General features: G+C 48.6%; 19 protein-coding genes. 10 read left to right on the forward strand and 9 right to left on the reverse strand.

What is annotated here, in order from left to right; all coding sequences use genetic code 11:
* Nucleotides 1–179 precede the first annotated feature (179 nt).
* Both ACPLPM_RS08050 and ACPLPM_RS08055 read right to left on the reverse strand, forming a co-directional pair.
* Nucleotides 180–740 carry a hypothetical protein gene (locus ACPLPM_RS08050; protein ID WP_424359727.1) on the reverse strand — a complete coding sequence of 187 codons (561 nt, stop codon included), beginning with the start codon at nt 738–740 and terminating at the stop codon, nt 180–182.
* Nucleotides 741–816: 76 nt separating this feature from the next.
* Complete coding sequence (locus ACPLPM_RS08055; RefSeq protein WP_424359728.1) at nt 817–1,050, reverse strand: sensor histidine kinase; 234 nt, start codon at nt 1,048–1,050, stop codon at nt 817–819.
* Between the two features lie 65 nt (nt 1,051–1,115).
* On the opposite strand from ACPLPM_RS08055, the gene ACPLPM_RS08060 reads away from it, so the two are divergent.
* A complete protein-coding gene (locus tag ACPLPM_RS08060) occupies nt 1,116–1,457 on the forward strand; it encodes a cupin domain-containing protein (protein ID WP_424359729.1) in 342 nt (113 codons plus the stop codon).
* A gap of 634 nt (nt 1,458–2,091) precedes the next feature.
* Here the strand turns inward: ACPLPM_RS08060 and ACPLPM_RS08065 are convergent.
* Entirely contained in the window at nt 2,092–2,805 is a 714-nt protein-coding gene (locus tag ACPLPM_RS08065; protein ID WP_424359954.1) for an HAD family hydrolase, read from the reverse strand.
* A gap of 145 nt (nt 2,806–2,950) precedes the next feature.
* Between ACPLPM_RS08065 and ACPLPM_RS08070 the strand changes: the two genes are divergently transcribed.
* Nucleotides 2,951–3,871 (forward strand): type II CAAX prenyl endopeptidase Rce1 family protein, encoded by a 921-nt coding sequence (locus ACPLPM_RS08070; protein WP_424359730.1) that lies wholly within the window; start codon nt 2,951–2,953, stop codon nt 3,869–3,871.
* A gap of 36 nt (nt 3,872–3,907) precedes the next feature.
* On the opposite strand, the gene ACPLPM_RS08075 is transcribed toward ACPLPM_RS08070, so the two are convergent.
* The gene (locus ACPLPM_RS08075; RefSeq protein WP_424359731.1) at nt 3,908–4,135 is read right to left on the reverse strand and encodes a hypothetical protein; all 228 of its coding nucleotides are present in this window, start codon (nt 4,133–4,135) and stop codon (nt 3,908–3,910) included.
* A 159-nt stretch (nt 4,136–4,294) separates the two neighbouring features.
* On the opposite strand from ACPLPM_RS08075, the gene ACPLPM_RS08080 reads away from it, so the two are divergent.
* The 4 genes from ACPLPM_RS08080 to ACPLPM_RS08095 all read left to right on the forward strand — a co-directional run bounded on the left by ACPLPM_RS08080 (nt 4,295) and on the right by ACPLPM_RS08095 (nt 6,372).
* The gene (locus ACPLPM_RS08080) at nt 4,295–4,621 is read left to right on the forward strand and encodes a hypothetical protein (protein WP_424359732.1); all 327 of its coding nucleotides are present in this window, start codon (nt 4,295–4,297) and stop codon (nt 4,619–4,621) included.
* Between the two features lie 23 nt (nt 4,622–4,644).
* Nucleotides 4,645–5,160 (forward strand): hypothetical protein, encoded by a 516-nt coding sequence (locus ACPLPM_RS08085; RefSeq protein WP_424359733.1) that lies wholly within the window; start codon nt 4,645–4,647, stop codon nt 5,158–5,160.
* 1 nt (nt 5,161) lies between these two features.
* A complete protein-coding gene (locus ACPLPM_RS08090; protein ID WP_424359734.1) occupies nt 5,162–5,473 on the forward strand; it encodes a hypothetical protein in 312 nt (103 codons plus the stop codon).
* Between the two features lie 167 nt (nt 5,474–5,640).
* Nucleotides 5,641–6,372, forward strand: a complete 732-nt coding sequence (locus ACPLPM_RS08095) for a hypothetical protein (RefSeq protein WP_424359735.1) — start codon at nt 5,641–5,643, stop codon at nt 6,370–6,372.
* A 416-nt stretch (nt 6,373–6,788) separates the two neighbouring features.
* On the opposite strand, the gene ACPLPM_RS08100 is transcribed toward ACPLPM_RS08095, so the two are convergent.
* On the reverse strand, nt 6,789–7,712 hold the full coding sequence (locus tag ACPLPM_RS08100) for a DNA-methyltransferase (protein ID WP_424359736.1): 924 nt from the start codon (nt 7,710–7,712) through the stop codon (nt 6,789–6,791).
* 491 nt (nt 7,713–8,203) lie between these two features.
* Between ACPLPM_RS08100 and ACPLPM_RS08105 the strand changes: the two genes are divergently transcribed.
* Together ACPLPM_RS08105 and ACPLPM_RS08110 are read left to right on the forward strand one after the other, a co-directional pair.
* The gene (locus ACPLPM_RS08105; protein ID WP_424359737.1) at nt 8,204–8,836 is read left to right on the forward strand and encodes a TetR/AcrR family transcriptional regulator; all 633 of its coding nucleotides are present in this window, start codon (nt 8,204–8,206) and stop codon (nt 8,834–8,836) included.
* 90 nt (nt 8,837–8,926) lie between these two features.
* Nucleotides 8,927–9,799, forward strand: a complete 873-nt coding sequence (locus ACPLPM_RS08110) for a carboxypeptidase regulatory-like domain-containing protein (RefSeq protein WP_424359738.1) — start codon at nt 8,927–8,929, stop codon at nt 9,797–9,799.
* A 21-nt stretch (nt 9,800–9,820) separates the two neighbouring features.
* On the opposite strand, the gene ACPLPM_RS08115 is transcribed toward ACPLPM_RS08110, so the two are convergent.
* Nucleotides 9,821–10,129, reverse strand: a complete 309-nt coding sequence (locus tag ACPLPM_RS08115; RefSeq protein ID WP_424359739.1) for a hypothetical protein — start codon at nt 10,127–10,129, stop codon at nt 9,821–9,823.
* A gap of 274 nt (nt 10,130–10,403) precedes the next feature.
* On the opposite strand from ACPLPM_RS08115, the gene ACPLPM_RS08120 reads away from it, so the two are divergent.
* Together ACPLPM_RS08120 and ACPLPM_RS08125 are read left to right on the forward strand one after the other, a co-directional pair.
* A complete protein-coding gene (locus ACPLPM_RS08120; protein WP_424359740.1) occupies nt 10,404–11,315 on the forward strand; it encodes a tyrosine-type recombinase/integrase in 912 nt (303 codons plus the stop codon).
* Nucleotides 11,316–11,773: 458 nt separating this feature from the next.
* Entirely contained in the window at nt 11,774–12,550 is a 777-nt protein-coding gene (locus ACPLPM_RS08125) for a hypothetical protein (RefSeq protein ID WP_424359741.1), read from the forward strand.
* A gap of 24 nt (nt 12,551–12,574) precedes the next feature.
* Here the strand turns inward: ACPLPM_RS08125 and ACPLPM_RS08130 are convergent, their stop codons facing one another.
* From ACPLPM_RS08130 to ACPLPM_RS08140, 3 genes are all read right to left on the reverse strand, one after another.
* Nucleotides 12,575–13,702, reverse strand: a complete 1,128-nt coding sequence (locus tag ACPLPM_RS08130; protein ID WP_424359742.1) for a HEAT repeat domain-containing protein — start codon at nt 13,700–13,702, stop codon at nt 12,575–12,577.
* A gap of 475 nt (nt 13,703–14,177) precedes the next feature.
* A complete protein-coding gene (locus ACPLPM_RS08135) occupies nt 14,178–16,649 on the reverse strand; it encodes a phage/plasmid primase, P4 family (protein WP_424359743.1) in 2,472 nt (823 codons plus the stop codon).
* A gap of 30 nt (nt 16,650–16,679) precedes the next feature.
* Nucleotides 16,680–16,922 (reverse strand): hypothetical protein, encoded by a 243-nt coding sequence (locus ACPLPM_RS08140; protein ID WP_424359744.1) that lies wholly within the window; start codon nt 16,920–16,922, stop codon nt 16,680–16,682.
* Nucleotides 16,923–17,864 lie beyond the last annotated feature (942 nt).

Genomic DNA, 17,864 nt, shown 5'->3' on the forward strand with positions numbered 1-17,864 from the left:
TGGGTGGACTATCTGTATATGCCCTACTATCCTATGTTAATCGTCGGGTAAATTCGCAATAGGTCTTCCTTACTACGCTCATTTTTGCTCTGCCCGAAGGGCTTAGGCTCTATCTGATCCGCCCTTGGGGCCGGGACATTAGTTCTATTCGGCAAATCCACCCAGCCGATCTTCTAAACTCACCAGTATATCTTCAGGCTCTCGATAACTCCCATGTTATAGTACTTCATGCCTTGCCTGAGGTTCTTCGAAACGATCATTTTGCCGCCGGTCAGGTCTACGTAGACCAGCCCTGCATCGGTCGTCGGAAAAACGTTTATGGCGTGGCCGGTCTCTTTTCCCTTGAAGTTGAGGCCCGCGTAGCCGCAGTGAAGTCCTTTGCTCTCGGCTTTATGCTGCAGCTCTACCACGAAGTTGGCGCAGGTGTAATTGGGATAGTCGTACTTGTTTTTCACCGTGTCATCGCTCTTTAAAAAAGCCATGAGCTCCTTGTATGATGGGTTATGCGCAGAAGGGTTGTCCATCAGTACCGGGTGCCTGTCGAGAGTGTCTGCCCGGTCGGTGATCGTGTTATACTTCAGATGGGACTGGTTAACCGGGATCACACTACTGATCGGCTGTACTTTGGAGATTTCCTGGGCTTCCGCATACTGCCCTACTAGCAGTCCTATCAGAAAAATCGCTGATAGCGTTGCAACTATCCTGGTAATCGACTTCTCTCGCCCATCCATAACTGCCACAATCCAATAATTTATTTTTATTTATTGTATAAATAATATTTTAAAACGAGCAGTAGCTTGATTATCCGGGCCGGCGCTATCCTGTACTTTCGCCGGCTTCGCCGGCTGGCAGCCTGACGACGAACCGGCTTCCCTGCCTGCTGCTCCCGGCCATTCTATCCTCTACCCAGACCCGGCCTCCGTGGCTTTCGACGATGGTCTTCACAAGGTAAAGCCCGAGACCGCTTCCTTTAGCCCGGGTGTTACCCCGGGAAAAGCGCTCGAAGATCTTCTCCCATAGCCCGTTTCCCGGTTCTAATCTTTCCGACATCTCTGTCCGACGGAGCACGCCAAATCTGGAAAGGCTTATATCTGCAGGCATAGTATTTTCAGGTCATGACCAGCAAATTTCCGCCAGTCGTAACGAGGCTGCCAGAAGCCGATATTCCATTAAAAGGAGTCAGGGCTTATCTCTCTCAGGCAAAGGACCAGCAGATCATCTTCATGGAGTTCGCGGAGGACATAGACCTGCCCGAGCATGCCCACAAAGCCCAGTGGGGCTTCGTCATCGAGGGCCGCCTCGACTTCAAGATCGGCGACGCCGAGCTCAGGACATACCGGAAAGGCGACTATTACTACATCCCCGAAGGCGTCAGGCACACCGGCCGCATCTACGCCGGGCTCATGGTCATGGACCACTTCGACCAGCCCGACCGCTACGGGGTTAAAAAGAGCTAATACTTGCGACCTTTTATTGCCGCCGCCTGCGAAAATTACCACGGCGGCACGGCACTTTACCCTGACTAGTGGAGAACAGATGTTCTAACCACGGCGGCACGGCGGCACGGAGACAATCCGAGTAACGATGGCTGGATGGTTAGTTAAACCACGGCGGCACGGCGGCACGGAGACAATCCGAGTAACGATGGCTGGATGGTTAGTTAAACCACGGCGGCACGGCGGCACGGAGACAACCGTACCCGATTAACATGTCCCTCTTTTTTAGATTCACGGCGACACGGCGGGCTGACGGCACGGAGACAATTATATTAGCTTGATGGTGCCCCGATTTTTCTGTAATACTAAAAACGATCCCAGAGCGTTGAAGGTCCGATAGCAATTTTACAGCAAGTATGGGACACCCCCCTTAAGCTTCCTTCAAGTTATTGATCGAAAGTCAGGCTGAAAGGATTGGATAGTAAGCTTATGGTTAATGCTCTGTCTTTGTGTCGCCGTGGACATAAATGAGTTCACTTATACCGGTTCACCACTGTCTTGGTGTCGCCGTGCCGCCGTGGTTCAAATATTTGATTTCCAGTTGCCAGGATAAAGAGCCGTGCCGCCCTGGTGAGAACAATGTTTTTCGAGAGAATTATTCGCCGTTGTCGCCGTGCCGCCGTGCCACCGTGGTAAAAATGTTTGACTTTGTTATAGTTGGTGTTAGTAGCTCAGTACCTGACGCTCCGATGATTTCGGCAATCTTTTCCAGGCTATCGATCTCGTAGTCCGGCACGAAGTCTATGGGCCTGTTGAACCGGTTGACGTACACGGATTTGATCCCGGCATTTCTGGCCGCCATCATGTCTGACCAGGTGTCGCCGATGTAGACTGCCTCTTCGGGCTTGATCTTCATCTCCATCACGCAGTAGATCAGCGGCAGCGGGGAGGGCTTGAAGCCAGTTTCCTCTGTGCAGGCGACGATAGGGTGGAAATGCTCGCGCATGCCGACGTAATCCAGCAGTTTGCTGGTGTGCTCCAGCGAGGTGTGGGTCACGATGCCTTTGGGGATCTTCAGGCTTGCGAGGTATAACGCATCTTTATAAAGGTAGGTGTTCTCGATCTTTCTCTCGAGGCACTCGTGCTTGTTGAATGCAGTCCAGAAGGTATCCGGGTCAACGCCCCAGCTGTGGATGACTGCATCCCTGGATTCGGCGCCGATGGAGTACCACAGGTCCTTTGCGTGGCCGAGCGTGAAGCAGAACCCGAGATCGTTTCCGACGCAGGTGAGCATATGCTCAAGGTACCGGTCGTAATTGTCGATGATGGTCCCGTCCAGGTCGAAAATGAGGCCTTTGATTTCAGACATAGGCAACTGTTGATCGATCGAGCAGGCAGATCAATAAACTTTTCGGTTTAAACCGGACCTCAGCGTAAACTGAATATCGGTTAGCCCTTGGGGCCAGCTTCGCCGATCGCAAGGCTTTTTACCGTATATAGCGCCATTGCTTCACATGAGCGACAGCTACATCAAAGGGCGAAGGAAATCAAGGGTATCAAAGCCGGCCGGCATAAAAATGGGGAAGTACCTGCTTCCGTCTAACGTCGCGATACCGGCGCTGATGGGTTTTCTCTTCGTCGTGATCACCGTAGCGAGCGCTTTTGAGCCTGAGTTCGACGCGCTGGTGCTGCGCCTGACTGGCTTTATCCTGTTCGCCGGCCTCGCCTACGCGGTCCGGACGCGGCTCAAAGTCATGAGCGTCTACGTCCGGCTGATCGATGCGTTTGCAGCGCTTTTCGCCGTCACGCTGCTCTGGAGCGTAGCCGGGTACCTGCATCTGTACGATCAGTCCACAGCTGCCGTATCTACCCCGATAATTATGGCGGTGCTGAACCTCGTGATGGCAGTCGTACTGATCGCAGGGGTACTGCTCTTCGAGAAAGATAAGCCTTCGACAATTTTCGCCGGAGCCGGAAAGCTTTCGGCGGGGCTAAAGATCGGCGTACCGGTACTGATCGTAGGAATGGTCATGGCAGTAATCCTCTCTTACCTGCTCTTCGATGCCGGCAAAGCGGATTCTGGGAAGCTGCTGAGTACTCTGGCCATGCTTGCGCTCTTCTCGGCTGCCGCGACGGCGGCCGGCGAAGCCTGGTTCCGGGGCCTGTTCCTCGCCCGGCTGCTGCCAGTAGCGGGAAAGCAGGTGGGCTTTATCATTCAGGCCGTCGTCTTCGCTTTCTTCCTGGCGGGGCTGTATTACCTGCTCACGTCGAGCCTGCTCTACGCGGGCGGAGTCCTCGCGGTGTCGGCCATCCTGGGCTACGTTCTCGCCTACGTGACGGTAAAGCACAACAGCCTCATAGCAGCGATGCTCTCGGGTACCGGCGCCAGCATGGTCATGGCCTTGCCGTTATTTGCCGCTTTCCTCGGGGCTTAAAACGCGTTCCCGGCGATCGGCTCCGGGGCAATCCTGCTACTCTTTTTCCTCTGCCGTTTCCTCGTCAGGCAGATCCAATGCAGGGCTGTAAAAAACGAACTTGTAGAGGTAGATGCAAAAAACGATGAACGATACGATCGCCAGTAAGACGAACGGGACGGCGAGAAACGGGTTCATAGGATAAGCCAGGCCGGCGAGGACTGCTCCTGCGACCACACCTACGAGGGCCAGTAGCCCGATTCGATTCGAAAACCTGAACTTCAAGTTTTGCTGCCTCCCGGGTATACGATGTGGTTTCAGGTACTTTAACCTTGCTGCAAGTCTGCATATCGTGCGGCAAATGCTACATCCTGATTTAGATCAACTTTGCGGCCTCAGCCGCAAGAAAAACGCTTTATTGATGAGCGTATAATATATTATGCTATGTTGACCGACATCGTCCTGAAGTTCCAGATAGCCGGCACCGGAGAAATTTTCGGCGACCTTATGGGTTTTACCACTGAGATGGAAGCGTTCCACAACGGCGTCCGCCTCTCGATCGGCCAGATCGAGATCGAGGTAAATGAGATCTACTACGATGTCTGCAACCGGCGCCAGGTAATCGACGGCACGATTACCTGCATCGACGACCTGGACGCCCGGGAAGTGCGGGAAGACGTGATCGGCAAGCTCTCGGGTGCTAACTACACGATCTACGATATCGGCGTCAACGATGCTGATGTCGATGACAGTATTACCATGGGTACCTAACATACCCTGGCGGGCGTAACGATATGACTGACGATGTCGTACCCGATGTAGATGTCGATGTTGAGGCGCTGAAGCAGCAGGTCGTGGAGTTTATCTCGGGCAAGAAAGGCCACATCGCAGATCTGGACGAAGTCCTGGCCCTGATCGGCGGCGACCGCGACCGGGCCCGATCGATCCTGGACGAGCTGACTGAGGATGGCCAGGTATCGGTCGTCATGGACAGCGTTATTCTTAACAGCGACCGGTATCTCCCGAAGGTGAGGTGCCTGATCTGCGACCGGTCTGTCAAGCGAGACGACCTTGTGCCTTTTTACCGCGAAAAGCACTTTCCGTTCGTCAACTGGGGGTTCCACAAGGACTGTCTTGAAGGCGGCGCCCTTGACGAGATGCTATCCTCCGGCATGTTCCGGACGGAGGACGGCAAGATTTATCCGAACTACGAGTACGGCGAAGGTAAGAACCCTGTTACCATCGCTATCAAGTACCTGCGTTCGGAAGATTTTTTGTATTCCCTCGAGCTGAAGAGTTCGGAGGAATGACATGGCGTGCCACCTGCTGTACGATGACAGCCCGATGACCGCCGTGCAGCTCTATAACTACATTCGCCACCGGTACCCGGATATGGGCGCGTGCTTCCGCAGTGACCGGGATATCCTCATTATTCCGGAACTCGAAGGCATGGAAGAGCCTGTGCAGTCGATCAGAGAGCTGGCGGTGAGAAAAGGCCTGAACTGCAGCGAAGTCTGCGCCGCGTGGCCCGAATTCCTCGGGCCTGAGATAGCCGGTATCGCCGGAGCCACGAACTTCCTGGTCATCACGGAGATCAAGGGTAAATATAGTCAGACTATGTAGATGCGTCCACCTTTTTGCTCCTAATTACGGGCTCTCCGGCATCAGGACCGTGTCTTTTGTGATTGCCCGCCCTCGTTCATACCTCACGCTTCGCCAACGTATATCGTGATGTCCCGACGACGTGCAAACGGTGATCAACAGTGGATGGAATGTGCAGGAGAATGCTGATGGCCGCAATTGTCCTGGCCCTTGTACTACAGGGCTGCGCGCCTCTGACAATATCCCAGACCGACCAGTCCGGCTCATCTGCCGGCGGAGACTATAGTGTTTCAGGGCCGGCCAAAACCAAAGTAGGATCGGGCTCGGCGCCCGAAGGTATCTACCTTGCCGTAACTTTTGGAAACATGACCGGAGGGTCTTTGAGCTATACGATACCATACATGGCAGTAACCGGGGCGGATAACCTGACTACCGTCTATACCTTTATGACGCCGCTCGCGGGTACGTACAATGCGACGAATGACATGGGCTATATCTCGACCGCTACTATGGTGCCGGCAACCGCCGTATATGATACAGCCAGCAACTCGTCGCTGCCAGTAGCGGGCACTTCGATGATCATGGGCCTGAAAGGTATTACTCCGGTATCAAGCGGTGCGACCTACAAAGACTCCAATGTCAAACAGGTGGGCGTCTTCACGCCTGACGGCAGCGTCAAAACTTTCACGCTGGACAAGCCTTTGCGCATCACCCACTCGGAAGACAGAAAGATAGTCGTCGTCGACTCTTACCCGAGCTTCTCGAGGAGGATGCGCGCAGTCATGGGCAACAACACCACGACCGCCTTCCCGGCCGGAGCGCCGTCGATGAGCCTCAAGACCATGGACGGAGCATGGGCGACCACGACTTCCTCATTCGTCAGCTACGAGGCGCCAAAGTACATACCGCCGCCGGCATAGGCGGTTTTTCCTTTTTTATTGCCGATTGTGGGAGTGAAGTACGTACGCTGCGCTGTGGCGGCTACTATTTCCTTGAACGGTTGTTTCTGAGCCCGTGAACGTGGACTAACGCTGCGCTGTGCCAGATCACAGATTTCGACAGATGCCACAGATTTCACAGATGCTAATCGATAATCTAAAAGAAAAGGGCTCACACAATTCCTTATATCAAAAATAGTCATCTGTGAAATCTGTGCAATCTGTCGTAATCTGTGATCTGGCACAGCGCAGCGTTCGTATTGCTGAGTCACCTGTCTGAGCAATCATAAACGCACAGCGCAGCGTTCGTATTGCTGAGTCACCTGTCTGAGCAATCATAAACGCACAGCACAGCGTTCGTATTGCTTTCTCACGCCACCTAAGCAACCAGAAAATAATCACTCTGTCGGCCGCCGGCAAGCCGCTATCCTGGCCTCTGCTTTCTCGATATACTCGGGATCGATCTCGTACCCCACGAAGTGCCTGCCGTTTTGCAGGGCTGCCACTGCGGTGGTGCCGCTGCCCATGAACGGGTCGAGGACGACGTCTCCTTCGAAAGTGTAGAGCTTGATGCACCTCGCGGGAAGCTCCGTGGGGAAAGGTGCGGGGTGGCCGATCTTTCTGGCGGACTCAGCCCCGAAGGTCCAGACGCTTTTTGTGTATTCGAGGAACTCGTCTCTGGTGATGGTCGATGTTCTGCCTTTGCCTGCCCTGGCAAAGGAGTCTTTGGAGAAGACGAGGATATACTCGTGTACATCCCGCAGCGTCGGATTGCTCGCCGACTGCCAGCTTCCCCAGGCGGTGGACGGGCTGGCCGAGGAAGCCTTATTCCAGATGATCTCGCCCCTCATCAGGAACCCGGTGTCAAGCATGTCTCCGGTGATCAGCGAGCTGAGCGACAGGTACGGCTTGCGGCCGAGGTTCGCCACGTTAATGCAGGCCCGCCCTCCCGGCACGAGCACCCGGTAGGTCTCCTTCCACACCCGGGATAGAAAGTCCCTGTACTCCTGCAGGGTGAGGTCTTCGTCGTACTCCTTGCCCACGTTATACGGCGGGGACGTCACCATCAGGTGAACGCAACAGTCCGGCAAATCTTCCATCTGCTCGCTGGATCGGGCGAATATTTTATCGACTTTATCTGCGGGCAGGCAGTTCTCTGAGCATTTGAGTTTAGTATCGGCAGAGCTGAGCCCTTGGTACAGCCTGCTCCCGTAGAACTTTGACGAGTCGTGGCAAATCCTGCCCGGCGACCCGAAGGCACTGGTCTCGGTGCCCGTTTGTCCTTTGCTGCTCGCCTGTCCTGCTCCTTTTCGCACGCCCATCTTACTCCTAAAGATACTGGCCGGTAACAGGCATAATGCTTGTGTAGAGAAAGCAGGCGCATACTGTGTTGTATAATTATGCGTAATCGTGAGATACGCCTTTTGAACGCCTGCGAATGCAGGCGTTCTGGAAGGCGATCAGCAGACGATCGCTGCGCTGTGCCAAATCACAGATTACGCAGAATCTGATGATTCTGACAGATGCCACAGATTACACAGATACTAATCAATGTGAAATGGATTTATCGTCTACCACTTTTATTCTATTGCCATCTGTGAAATCAGTGCAATCCGTTTCAATCTGTGATCCTGGCACAGCGCAGCGATCGTCATCGCATCGCCTCGAGAACGCCTGCGACTGCAGGCGTTCAAAAGGCGAACATGAAGATAAGAATTATGCAACACAGCAGCAGGCGCACGCCACGTTAAAGTTGATAAACGATGGCGTCATCGGGAACAATACTACACCTGTGGTGCGAGGCTGATATGCCATGAGCGGATGGTCAGAGGTAAAAGACAATCATAAGCGTAACACTATTCTGGATGCAGCTGAGTGCCTGCTGCGGGCTCATGGGCCCGAGTCGGTGACCATGGACAGCGTGGCCCGTAAGGCCGGTATTTCCCGGGCTATGCTACACCAGTACTTTTCCAACCGGGAATCACTGTATGCTGCCGTGGCTGCACGGATTGTCGAGTCGCTGAATGCGACTATCAATAGCCATACCTCCGGCCACACAGGCCTGCGGAAACTCCGGGCGTCCGGCCGGGCGGTCGAATGCTTCATGCGTAACCATCCCGAAAAAATGGCTGTGCTCAAAGAACTACAAATGGTAAGGGCTCGGGACCCCGGTGACGAGAATGTCCGGGAGCTACTCCGGCTTGTCCGAGCAAACCAGCAGGTGCTGGCCGAAGCGGTCAAAGAGAGCGGGAGCAGGAATAACTTTGTAGCCGGCATAGACCCACTGGCTACCGGCCAGTTCCTCCGCATGGCACTACATGATGCCAGAAGCCTGCCGCCGGCTCACCTGGCAATGCTGGACCACTGCGGTATCCGGTGCGAAGACTTCCTGAAAAATGTCCGGGACCCCGTTTACCGGTCGATACTGATAAGCCCTGACAATTGATAACCGCTTATTTTTTGATTTGCCGGGAAGAACGAATGATCATGCGATTGTGATATAAAGCTTAAATACTGTTTTTGTGTACTACTACTCATGTCATATAACCGGCTGATGATCGTTCCTATTCTGATCATACTGATTAGCGTGCTATTCACGACAGTTACTGCGACTGCCGATTACCCGGGCGTTAACCACAACGCTCCTCCGATGCCTCCGGGAGACGGTCCGGGCAGCATAACCGGGCACGCGTATAAAACTGTTTCAACCGACGTAGTCCCCAATATCTACGTGGCTATCGTCAACGCCTCCAATACCAGCGAAATCTACGTGACCGGAACCACGGACGATACCGGCAGGTACCGGTTTAACGGCGTCAACTCTACCGGCGGAGGCGAGGCTTACCGGCTCATAGCCCGGGGAGCCGGCTTTACCGACGGGCAGAGCGGACCGTTCAGCATCCCCTCGGGCGTCAAGGTTTTCGTCGACGTCCAGATACTTCCGATAGAGAATTATGCTCCCACCCCTGACCCGAGTAAAGCCCCCGGCAGCGTCAGCGGCAGGGTGACGGAAATGGGCACCGGCTTCCCCATGTCCGGCGCCGCCGTCAGCATCGTTAGCCCGACTATGTCTGATACCGTGTACTTCACGACCACCAGCGACCCGAACGGCGTGTTCAGGTTTAGCAACCTGGACGACTTCACCACATCGTACCAGGTCAAGGTGTCCAGCGAAGGGTACAAAGACGGCTACTCGCTGATCTTCCAGGTCGAGCCCGGAGTTACGACAGATATGAGCGTGGTCATGGAGCAAAAGCCGCAGCAGATTACCCCGTTCCCGACACGGGATCCCACTACGGACAACTCGCAGGTTAGTCCGACCCCTCAGCCTTCACCGGGTTTCGGAGTAGTTCTGGCTGTGCTGGCTTCGGCTATTGTGGTTGCGATAGCGGGCAGGAAAAAAGAATAAATTTTTTAACTTTTTTAATTTTTAAATCTCGCGCTGAATGTTAGCGTCATACTTCTGGCTGCCACCTTTTGCGGAACCTTTCGGTAAGACCTGCGCTGCTACTTTGCCGCTTTCCGTCAGGACGTACTTATCGTTCTGCAGTTCGATGACACCCTTCTCCGTCATGTCCTTCAGGACTTTCTCCAGCATGAGCCTGGGCATTCTGGTAAGCTTTCCAAGATATTCGCCGCTCGCGCTGCCGTTTTTATCGAGCACGTCGAGAATTTGCTTACGCTTCACGTTACCGCTGATAAAGCCGGTGATTTCTTCGACAGTCTCTGCATCTACCATTTTATCACTGAAAGGTATTGGGCGTTAAGAGGCAAAAGGCTTTCCGTGATTGGGGAGTCGAACGTCTTCAAGAAAGAGTTTGTAGAAATATCTTAAAAATTGTTGTAGTGCAGGGGGCCGGATTCGAACCGGCGAACCCCTTCGAGACAGGACCCTGAATCCTGCGAATTGGCTACAAGTGCGGCATCTAACCGACATAAGGCGATTTGGTCTCTTCTCTGTGTCAGCAGTCAGCCAATTTTAGCGCCTGTTCACCTCAAATGAGGTATGAACAATGGCAACACAGAGAAAGAGAATAGATTTCGGCATGTTAGAGCAGCAGATACAGGAAAAGACCATTAAACCCCTCGATAAGTTCGCTACGCTCGAAAAATTAGAGCATTACCTGATCTACACAAAGCGTTACAGCAAAGTCAACATAAAGACAGTCATACAGGTTGCAAACTACTTGATAAACCATTATAACCTGTCAAAAATTGATTTAGACATAGCACAGACGATAGAAGAGGACTTACGGGTTAAAGGCTTGAAACCAAGGTCAATTATCCGAAAATTGCACTGCTTAGAACTAATAAGCGAAGCTTTAGGATGCCCCATCAAAATTAAGAAACCAAAGGTAATGCGTGAGGCTAAGAATGGCTTAACGCTCTTAGAATGTAAAGCCCTGTTGCAGTCGTGTACTTCTATCCGTGATAGAGCAATCATAAGTTTGATGCTCTCCACTGGCGCAAGGCAAAAGGAAGTAATATCGGCCAATGTTGATGACATAGACCTTAAAAATAGGTACTTCTACATCAGGGCGCATAACCCCGATGAGATCGTAAAGAATTACAGAGAGCATAAGGCGATTCTTACAAAAGATGCTGCTAAGTACATTCAAGAATGGATATCTATCCGGCCACAGGTGGATAATAACACATTATTCTTAGGGACTTTTGGAGAACCACTCACTAAGTCGGGCCTATACAAAATCGTTGTTAGCACCGCTAAGAGAGCTGGCATAGAGAAGCCGGTATATCCACATTTGTTACGTGCTGCCTGTGCTACTAATATGTTAAGATCAGGCGTAGATTTAGCCTTATGTGCAAAGCAACTTAACCACAGGTCGATTTTATCAACGATGGTCTACTTAACAGCCGATACAGAAACGCTACGTGATACCATTGACAAGCGTTACGTTCTGTGAAAACACCTAATATTCCTTATTTTTATACTTCTTTTTACATACAATAGCTTACTAAGGAGGAGTAATTCTTTATGAGTTTTCTTATACATCAACAGGGAGGACGTTTTGAGCCTTACCCAAATCAGATAATCCGTCACATAGATGGATTACAGAATTTACATCACTGTGAAGCAACAGCCACGGGGGATGGCATAGACGCAGACATAGCCTGTCTGCATACCGCAGGTATTGCTATCACTGGCACAGCAACGGTTAATTTTTATGGTTCAGTCGATGGAACCATTTTCAGCCCGCTACAGGCGACCAACATCGCTACTGGCGAGGATGCAACGTCATATAGTGGCTCTAATGATGCCGTTTTTAGGGCAGATGTTAGAGGACTAATTAAGTTACGTGTATCTGTGTCTGCTGTGTCGGGAAACGTTACGGTAAAATCGTTTACGGTAAGGTGATCTTATATGACTTTTTCCGTTTATGGTGAATCCGCCAGGATCATGAATCAAGATTCTAACGGCTTCTTTGCTAACAGTATTCTGCAAACGCTTAATCGTGACATCGGAGGCGCATACTATGCAGAGGAAGCGTTTAACCCTGCGGATTTTGAAGGCGTACCTATCGTGTACGCTTCTGAACACCCTGACCCGTTCAAGAATCTTGCTGATGAGCTCAAGCGTGTAGGTGGGCAGATTGTAGGCAAGCTAAGCAATGTTAGGATTGTTCGTGGCGGTACGACTCGCCTTGTGGCAGGTATGAATATCAATAATGCTGAGGCGCTATCACTCTGGCGACAAGGTAAGCTCTCACTATCCACTGGGCTATTAGCGGTGAAAAATGCAGAAGGCAGGATAACGAAGATTACGAAAGCTCATCACGTCCTGATTTTCAAAGAAGGGGATGGAGTAGGGCCGAAGGATAAATCTGTTTTAATCACTAACCAGGAGGTGAACTATATGGATGAATTGAGTTATGACCCCGTAAACCGTAAATGGGGTAACAGTGAGACTGTAAGCGCAGTAGGAAACACTACTATGGCAACAGTCGCACCACAGGAGAAGGAAAATATAAATGACCTTATTAACCGCCTGAAACAGCCAGCACCCGTAAGGTGTTATGAGACAATGGCTTACCATGAGTTAGAGGCTGCAGCCGGTTATAATCGGACTGGAGCTCTGACTAACTCCGAAGGGGAAGAAGTCGGGCTGGCGTATGACCCCATTGAAAAGAAGTGGGTATAAAATTTACCCACTTATCTTTTTAATCTATTTTCCTAATGGGGCTCCGCAACTGGGGCATGTAGTGCAGGTATTTTCGATGTAAGTACCACAATATTTACACGGTATCTTTACGATTTCTTTAATTACCTGTTTTGTACCTATGTCCATTGGTATCTTTAATTGCCTCATTGCGTCTGCAGCTGCATTTCTAACCATCGGACTTTCATCGTTGAGGGCGTTTCTTATTGGCTCCCACGATCTAACGTCCTCAAGCACTGATATTAGTATAATCGCCCATAATCTGACTTCTGGTAACGGGCTTTTCATATGATTTAATAGAGGCTCAACCATTTCATTTCCACATAATTTAACTATATATTGTCCCTGAATCTGGAAATAGATAGAGTTTTGATTGGCCAGTATTCGTATTAGTTCCAATAAACCTGTTTGTCTGGATTCGGATGAAACAATCAGGTAAAGCCTTGCGCCTTCCAGAGCCTCTATCCACCTTTGACGGTGATTTCTCAGATACGGGATAGATTGGGAGTTCGTAACAGTTTCAAAAATTTTTCCTGTTAAAATATCGTTATCATAAATGTTATATGCGTGAGGCTGATTGCTCAAGTATCTTACATAAGAATTATACTTTTGATTGCATACTTGTAAAATTAAGCCAATCACAGGCTCATTTTGTTCCTTTATCAGGTACGCAGCTTGATTTCTTGTATTGATATTTTGCGATGTTAAGTGATCAACCAATTTTAGCGGGCTATATCTTAGCTTATTAATGGTTGGTGATCCTGCAGAAGCTGCTGAAGCCACCATTACCTCTATACTGGGGCCTTTTATTATTCTGTAGGCGATGTATGCACCAATAACGGGGAAATAAAAGAAACTTGCCATTATACATGATACTAAAAAATTTATGATTATAGAGTTATTAATATCGGAAGTAATTGACATCGATATACTAAATATTAGCAATACTACCAATATCAACAAGGTATAGATTATTGCACCATATAGGCGTTTTTTATCTTGAGGAACGTTCTTTAAGTAAAATACCCCAACTTCTGGTTTAAACAGGGTAATTGCCAAGATCATAATAATCAAGGGCACGATTAAACAGCTACCACAAAACCCAATAGACGCAAAATCCTCAACTAAGCCCACAGTATCAACTCTAATTAATATGCAGATAAATAAGCAAACGCTACCTTAAAAATGTTACTATTTTACAATCAAAATCATTTAATTACTATATCCATAATCGTTCGTCAAATAACGAACTCTTATACGACTACTAACGTACATAATTGAAGGGCTGAAAAGAGCTGTAAAAAGTATTCGCACAGACGTTTTAGTATGCGCCCCAAGTTTGAGATGCTCATCGTTTCTGGCTGTGAAAGTAACCAAAAATACGCCTGCATAATATAGTACCATCATAGTAGGTTGATTTTTAGGCATTTCATAATGCTGCGGCTGAAAGTTATTTCTTGTAACCGATGTAACCTACCATTTGTTAAGTTATACAGATAAATTTTCTATTATTTTTTTCATCTATAAAACTTCTCTAAGGATAGGTTACATCGGTTACAAAACTAAACTTGACATTTACATGCGCCGAAAAATGAAAAAATAAAGAAGGCTAAAAGCATTCAACATTTGCCTTCTTCATCGGAGCAATAAAGCTATTATAATCTTCAAGTTTTGGCGACTTCGGACGCAGACCAACACGAGCCTTGTACACAACTGGCTTGCCGTTCTCGTCCAATTTATCTTTACTGCGCCTCGACTCAAGTGGATACCCAAGGCTGTTGATCTTGCTGGCAAAGACCTTCTGCGAGAGATTTTCGGCTTCGGGATAGTTCTTCTGCCACGAATCATAAGCCTTAAACAGTTCATCTGGGAAGCACCAGTACTTATCGCCGTTTTTGTCCTTACCTGTATCGCATATCTCAGATATAAACACGGACATATAATCCACAGCCTGCCAGTATTCACTAGTTGCCTCAGCCATAGCCTGACACTTATTCTTGAAGCCTTCAGCCTGCCAGAGTTTGTAGCCATCGATCATCCAGTTCAGGATTCCCTCTATCTCACTCATGAGTTTATCGGCAAGGAAAATATCTTTCTGGCCATCCTCAAGCTTTAGATCAAACGGCATGATGTGCAGACGCTTACCCATAGCCACGTCTTTCTTAACAGTAGGCACATGGTTAAACAGGAACGTCAGTTTAAACATGGGCCTGTAGCTCACCCCATCCTTATACTTCTGCTCTCCGCTAATCTGCTCATCGCCGGTATGGCTCTGAACCTTCTGGACATTCCAGCGTTCGTTAGTCGATGTTTCAGAGCAGACAAGCAGGCGGAGCCCGTATTTGTCCCCAAAGTCGAACCTCCCATTAGAACCACCAGGACTATAAGTATAGGCGGTGCTGTTGGCTGTGTCGGCATAACTTCCCATTATGTGCAGTATGACCTTCATCAACAGGCTCTTACCGTTATCCCCGACGCCTTTCAATACCCTGAACTCCTGTTCGTTTGTGTACCCACTCAGGCAGTACCCTAACCACTTCTGGATATCCCTAGCAAGGTCATCGTCGCCACAAGTAATTTCCTCAATGAATTGAAGGAACTTCGGACAGTTAGCCGCCTTGTTATAGGCTACGGCTGACTGTCTCGTCATAAGAAAAGCCCTTGTAGCCTCGCCGTGAGATATAAACTTGCCTGCATTAAGGTCATAGACACCATTGAGCAGATTAATCAGGTGCTTGTCACTGTCAAGCTCATCCAGACTGTTAATCGCTATCCTGTCATTGATATGTGCGGCTGCGTCTATAATGCTCTTTATACCCTTCCCAGTTCGCATATAGCGGTATTGTCTATACTGATTATCCACAAACTTTACAAAGGCATTACGTGAGTCCTCATCCGAGATATTTTTAATGTTGCCACTGAGAAAAAGCACCCTATCCTTTACCAGCCCTGCCATACTGTTAATCAATTGCCATAGGGGCCGCTCTCGCACGGCTACCGGCCAATAGCCACTATTCCACACATGCCACTGATCACTACAAACGACATAGCGAATATCATCATGATATATGTCAACTAACATCTCCGCTATGCCTACATCCTCTTTAGCTGTGTTATAAGTCCAATTTTTATTATAGAAGTTATTACGGTAGTTCCATGCAGGCGACTTCTCGCAATTACAGTCCTCACCACCAGGGCATAGCCCATTATCCTGCATCGTAGCGCATCTAAGGCACTTATAACCCTTCTGCGAAGCCACCTTAACCTGATACTCAGTAATGTCACACTTGAACCTTGGCGACTGGCTGAAAATAGCTATAATGTCGTCCTTCGCTATGTTCAATCCCAGATAGTAACACAGGAGAGCGAAGTTTTCATCATTACAAGCCTTACCAGCCCTAAGATTCGTAAGAATGCCTCTAATGCATGGCGGGTTATGTTGCTCACGGTAGAACCTGATAGGTATATGTGCAGCATCTACGGTATTATATGCAGGATCAGACTCGTCTTTCTCAAAAGAATCGGCATCCAATACTTTACCGACCTTTCTTAATAGCTCTATCAGTCCTTCAGATATTGGCTGGATTGGTAAATCATTTGTAACTTTATACTCGCCTGCAGCATCCTTACTAGGTGCAACTATACATAATCCGCCGTCTCCTCTTGTGTCTACGCCTGACCAGCACCTATCTGGTAACCTGTTTACCCAATCGTTAGTATTCACTTTTTTCATGAAAACGTTTGTACCAGTTCTAACGTGCAGTTCGTTACTTGTAAATAATACGTGAATACCACCGCTATGTGTACTTTCTGTATAGGTGTTTCGCATCTCTGGGTGAACACAACATATCTCTTCATATGCTTCAAGACCACCATTCTTTTTATCAAAGTCAAACGCCGTGAGCCCTGACTTCTCCATGTCTATGCCTATGAAGGCATTGGGCCACATAGTCCACCACTCTCGAATTTTATTTTCATCAGTAGTAGACTCAGCCCTCCACTTAACCAGGGGTATCTTATTTGACGATACAGGAAATACGGTAGCGGCCCTTCTTAGCCCACTCAAGCGCACCTTTGCCATTATTACTAATGCCTTTCTCCTCCACCACTGTTAAGCCTCCTTACGGTCATTAGGCATTAAAGCATGAACAAAGGTCAGATTACCCACTTTATATGTAGTAACGAGTTTACGAGAGAGTAATGGCCCCCATACCTGATATCTAACAATGTGTTTTGCAATATCAGTTTCACGGCTGATTTCTGCAAGATGCTTATCGCCATTGAAAATTAAGTGATTGTGTATCAGCAGTGCATTAGCGTTTAACGAAGTCTTATATTTTGTAAATACTGTCATAAATTTTCATCCTCCTGCCCATGCCGGGCCTGTAGATAAGTATATAAATAGGAACGCGCACACTACTAATTGGCAGTAAGTAGTATTCTTGTTAGCTACGGCACTATTAGTGCCATTTATAAACTTATCATACGCTCTAATATTGAATCTAAGGGTATAAAAAGACAGCACATTAAGAAATGGCTTTACGTTTGCCGTAATAGTGTGCATATACTTTGAAAAAAATTGAAAATCATCTTGTTTTATTCACTCACACAAAACGCTTTTCAAAAGTGACTTTTGATGGCTGCAATAGGTTGGATACTGTATGTACCCTTGCTCAGTTATCGTGGCTCTACGTGGCTCTACGGCAGTCTGACGTTGGAGTATACAAGTAGGATAAACTGTACTACCGCCTATGATCTTATGGCAATATCGGCATTAAGCCATAACTATGCCGATTCATTTCCGAAAAGATTTCTTTACCGACAGAAAAAAAGTTGATAAATGATTTGATAGATAACAATTCGCCAACGTTAGGCGATTTATGACCTGACACAAAAAGATATTTGAATCATTTAATAAATTATAAAAGCAATAATTAAAATATTGTTGCAAAGTTTTCTGTTCGTGGTAATACGAACAATTGCATACCAATTAATGCCATACGGATTTTTGCACCTTGGCAGGTTTTTCAAAACAAGGCACAGTACGTCAGTTTAACGGTTATGTTCATAGTTTAAATAGCACGTTATTCAATAGTATCCTGTAAGACTAAAACCTTACCAATTTCGTCAGACGGAATAGCACTCAATACCTCCAGGGCAGGAGTTTTTAAGTTTTTCATCCTGCCCTATCTCCTCCAAACAGCAATTTCATCATTTTTTTTTCGAAGGCTTACGCTATCGAAAAATCGGTTAAAAAATATGCCTTATTTTAAGGCACGTATCAGAAAAAAGTTAC

Origin of the sequence: Methanocella sp. MCL-LM (assembly GCF_049676595.1) — an archaeon.
Taxonomy (GTDB): Archaea; Halobacteriota; Methanocellia; order Methanocellales; family Methanocellaceae; genus Methanocella_A.

What these genes read in the sequence shown, in the direction of transcription:
- ACPLPM_RS08135 (WP_424359743.1), bottom strand. Translation starts at nt 16,649, where the DNA reads ATGGCAAAGGTGCGCTTGAGTGGGCTAAGAAGGGCCGCTACCGTATTT.
- ACPLPM_RS08080 (WP_424359732.1), top strand. Translation starts at nt 4,295, where the DNA reads ATGTTGACCGACATCGTCCTGAAGTTCCAGATAGCCGGCACCGGAGAA.
- ACPLPM_RS08070 (WP_424359730.1), top strand. Translation starts at nt 2,951, where the DNA reads ATGAGCGACAGCTACATCAAAGGGCGAAGGAAATCAAGGGTATCAAAG.
- ACPLPM_RS08060 (WP_424359729.1), top strand. Translation starts at nt 1,116, where the DNA reads ATGACCAGCAAATTTCCGCCAGTCGTAACGAGGCTGCCAGAAGCCGAT.
- ACPLPM_RS08120 (WP_424359740.1), top strand. Translation starts at nt 10,404, where the DNA reads ATGGCAACACAGAGAAAGAGAATAGATTTCGGCATGTTAGAGCAGCAG.
- ACPLPM_RS08055 (WP_424359728.1), bottom strand. Translation starts at nt 1,050, where the DNA reads ATGTCGGAAAGATTAGAACCGGGAAACGGGCTATGGGAGAAGATCTTC.
- ACPLPM_RS08140 (WP_424359744.1), bottom strand. Translation starts at nt 16,922, where the DNA reads ATGACAGTATTTACAAAATATAAGACTTCGTTAAACGCTAATGCACTG.
- ACPLPM_RS08110 (WP_424359738.1), top strand. Translation starts at nt 8,927, where the DNA reads ATGTCATATAACCGGCTGATGATCGTTCCTATTCTGATCATACTGATT.
- ACPLPM_RS08065 (WP_424359954.1), bottom strand. Translation starts at nt 2,805, where the DNA reads ATGTCTGAAATCAAAGGCCTCATTTTCGACCTGGACGGGACCATCATC.
- ACPLPM_RS08105 (WP_424359737.1), top strand. Translation starts at nt 8,204, where the DNA reads ATGAGCGGATGGTCAGAGGTAAAAGACAATCATAAGCGTAACACTATT.
- ACPLPM_RS08090 (WP_424359734.1), top strand. Translation starts at nt 5,162, where the DNA reads ATGGCGTGCCACCTGCTGTACGATGACAGCCCGATGACCGCCGTGCAG.
- ACPLPM_RS08115 (WP_424359739.1), bottom strand. Translation starts at nt 10,129, where the DNA reads ATGGTAGATGCAGAGACTGTCGAAGAAATCACCGGCTTTATCAGCGGT.
- ACPLPM_RS08125 (WP_424359741.1), top strand. Translation starts at nt 11,774, where the DNA reads ATGACTTTTTCCGTTTATGGTGAATCCGCCAGGATCATGAATCAAGAT.
- ACPLPM_RS08085 (WP_424359733.1), top strand. Translation starts at nt 4,645, where the DNA reads ATGACTGACGATGTCGTACCCGATGTAGATGTCGATGTTGAGGCGCTG.
- ACPLPM_RS08100 (WP_424359736.1), bottom strand. Translation starts at nt 7,712, where the DNA reads ATGGGCGTGCGAAAAGGAGCAGGACAGGCGAGCAGCAAAGGACAAACG.
- ACPLPM_RS08095 (WP_424359735.1), top strand. Translation starts at nt 5,641, where the DNA reads ATGGCCGCAATTGTCCTGGCCCTTGTACTACAGGGCTGCGCGCCTCTG.